Consider the following 3,029-nt stretch of genomic DNA (forward strand, 5'->3'; position numbering starts at 1 on the left):
CTATATTCCACAGATAGACGTTGTTAAGTAGCACTTAGTGAAAGTGATTGAGCAAGGGCTCATCAATGCAGGTATCGCACCGATTGCAGGTGTAGATGAGGCAGGACGCGGAGCATGTGCGGGTCCACTCGTTATCGCTGCAGTAATTTTGAATGATCCATTTGCACCAGAGTTATCTGCAGTTCGAGATTCAAAAGAGATATCAGAGAGTAAACGCGAAGAGTTGTTCGACGTCATTACCACCATCGCAGCATCGATAAGTGTTGTGATAGTTCCGGCAAGTGAAATCGATAAGCGCGGAGTCCATACAGCAAATCTCGATGGAATGCGACGTGCCGTTCATGGTTTAGATCAACCACCCGCATATGTTTTAACCGATGGTTATGCAATCGATGGACTTGCAGTACCGAACTTAGCGGTATGGAAAGGCGATCAAGTCGTCGTATCAATTGGTGCTGCATCCATCGTCGCAAAAGTGACGAGAGATCGCATTATGCGTGAAATGGACTTGGCATTTCCGAACTATGGATTTGCCAGTCACAAGGGCTATATCACGGCCGCTCACACTGCCGCCCTCAATACCCATGGGGTGTGTATGGAACATCGCCGTTCTTTTTCAAATATTGCAGCCCTCATCCACAAGTAAATCTTCACTGAGTAGTTTTGTCAGGGTGAGTATTTATCGTCACCGGTTATGCAAACAAAAAATAATCAACGCACAGGCGCTTTTGGTGAAGAAGTTGTTACTCAGTATTTAACCGCTAAAAACGCCGAAATCATTGAGCGTAACTGGCGAATTCGCGAGGGTGAGATCGACATTATCGCGCTTCAACCATCGGGAGTATTTGCCTTCGTAGAGGTTAAGACTCGTTCCTCTTTGGCTTTTGGCCACCCATTTGAGGCGATTAATCGCGAAAAGGCCCATCGCATGCAGCGCTTAGCCCTTGGCTGGCTAGCAACACATGGCTGTTTAGGGTGCGAATACCAAATCGATGTCGCGGCGGTATTAATCGCACCCGACGGTTCGCATTCAATTGAATACAGAGCAAATTTACTATGAGCCTTGCCCTGACAACATCGGTTGCACTCCTTGGTCTAGATGGCCACCTAGTTACCGTCGAAGTAGATATTGCCGACGGCCTGCCGGCTTACTCTCTACTCGGATTACCCGATGCCGCGCTGACTGAATCCCGAGAACGTGTTCGCGCGGCGATGGTTAATTGTGGTGAAATTTGGCCCAATCGAAAAGTGACTGTTTCGCTCTCTCCTGCATGGTTACCTAAGAGTGGATCGGGCTTTGATTTAGCGATCTGCATTGCAATTCTTTCTGCCCACGAAACTATTCCTCCTGAGCGCATTACTAGCGTTGTATTTCTTGGCGAGCTTTCATTGGATGGACGTATTCGTTCTGTTCGCGGAGTTTTACCTGCACTGATGGCCGCTTATAAATCAGGGATTACAACGGCCGTCGTTCCGTTGGCTAATGCTGCAGAAGCCGGGTTGATGCAGGGAATGCAGATAATTGCGATGGAGCATTTAAAGAGCGTTCTGCGTTGGCTACGTACTGGAGAGCGTGAAATTGCCGAAGAGATTGATTATCAATGGAGTCAGAGCGATGAACTTTTGGATTTTGCCGATGTTGCTGGCCAACCTGAGGCGCGGTTAGCGGCAGAAATTGCGGCAACTGGGGGACACCATATTTTATTGATCGGCCCACCTGGGGCTGGTAAAACTATGATCGCTGAAAGAATTCCCACAATTATGCCGGCGCTAAATATTGCGCAAGCTTTAGAGGTTACGGCCGTTCATTCATTGGCCGCAGGCTTTGCAACGAGATCTCCGACTTCATTGATTGCACCGATAGTTTCACCGCACCATACGACAACGCGTGTTGCAATGGTGGGGGGAGGCGCACATGCAATAAAACCTGGTGCATGTTCACTTGCCCATCACGGAGTTTTATTTATTGATGAGGCACCAGAGTGTCCATCTGGTGTTTTAGATTCTCTTCGCCAACCTTTAGAGGCAGGGACAATAACTATTGCACGCAGTATAGGAAACGTAACTTTTCCAGCGCAGTTCCTTTTAGTTCTGGCTGCAAATCCATGCCCTTGCGGAAAATTCAGTGGTCGTGGTCGTAACTGCATCTGTACATCCCAACAGGTCCGGCGCTATTTAGGAAGACTTTCAGGTCCATTGATGGATCGCATCGATTTACGAGTCCACGTAGATCCAGTGGGGCGCGTCGATATGGCGCGAGTTGAACTAGGTGAAACGAGTGAGGCGATTCGCAGCCGAGTAATCGCCGCACGAGCGATAGCTGAGCGGCGATTTGCTGGACTTGGATACAGTCTGAACTCGCAGATCCCTGCACGATCATTGCGAACAGTTTTTCAGCCAGAGCGTGCAGCTATGAATTTTTTACACGATGAGCTCGAGCGCGAGCAGATTACTGCGCGCGGTCTGCACAAAATCGCACGGACTGCTTGGACACTTGCCGATTTGCATGGACACGATATTCCAACACTTGCCGACGTTAGACAGGCGCATGCGATGCGCGGAGGAGTCGAAATATGAAGGAGCGCGAAGCACGAGCGATACTCTTTAGTGCAATAGAAGGCGGACATCCACTGTGGGCGCGAGAGATTTTCTCACAAGGCGCAATTAGAACGATTGAAAGATTACTTGCCGGTGGCTATGACGTTATTAAGTACAGCGCACTCATTGCTTCGATTAAATCAACGACTGCCGATCAAGTATTTGAAAAAGTTGAAAGCGCAGATGCCCTTCTGATAATGCCGGGTGATGCTATGTGGCCATTTCTAGTTGATGATTTAATCGCACCACCCATCGCGCTCATTGCTAAAGGAAATCTGGCCGCCTTATCCATGCAATCGTTGGCAATTGTTGGTACTCGTAATCCAACAAATTATGGCGCACGCATAGCTGGAGATTTTGCTGCAGGTTTTGTTGATCGCGAATGGGCGATTGTCAGTGGTGGGGCATATGGCATTGATACTTTCGCACAT

General features: G+C 48.7%; 4 protein-coding genes. All 4 read left to right on the forward strand.

The genetic code is table 11. From position 1 onward, the window contains the following. The first annotated feature begins 37 nt into the window (after positions 1 to 37). Positions 38 to 646, forward strand: a complete 609-nt coding sequence (locus Q8K48_06450; GenBank protein ID MDP1852036.1) for a ribonuclease HII — start codon at positions 38 to 40, stop codon at positions 644 to 646. Positions 647 to 694: 48 nt separating this feature from the next. Then, complete coding sequence (locus Q8K48_06455) at positions 695 to 1,060, forward strand: YraN family protein (protein MDP1852037.1); 366 nt, start codon at positions 695 to 697, stop codon at positions 1,058 to 1,060. Next, positions 1,057 to 2,577, forward strand: coding sequence for a YifB family Mg chelatase-like AAA ATPase (locus tag Q8K48_06460; protein ID MDP1852038.1), 1,521 nt, complete (start codon positions 1,057 to 1,059; stop codon positions 2,575 to 2,577). Before Q8K48_06455 ends, Q8K48_06460 begins: the two co-directional genes overlap by 4 nt. Beyond that, positions 2,574 to 3,029, forward strand: a 456-nt coding sequence (locus tag Q8K48_06465; protein MDP1852039.1) for a DNA-processing protein DprA, incomplete at its 3' end; no start/stop codon positions are given. The genes Q8K48_06460 and Q8K48_06465, both read left to right, overlap by 4 nt.

The sequence above is a fragment of the Candidatus Planktophila sp. genome (assembly GCA_030681675.1).
Classification (GTDB): Bacteria; Actinomycetota; Actinomycetes; order Nanopelagicales; family Nanopelagicaceae; genus Planktophila.

Excerpts from the sequence above, each read along its gene's own strand:
- Q8K48_06455 (MDP1852037.1), top strand. The coding sequence starts at position 695 with ATGCAAACAAAAAATAATCAACGCACAGGCGCTTTTGGTGAAGAAGTT.
- Q8K48_06460 (MDP1852038.1), top strand. The coding sequence starts at position 1,057 with ATGAGCCTTGCCCTGACAACATCGGTTGCACTCCTTGGTCTAGATGGC.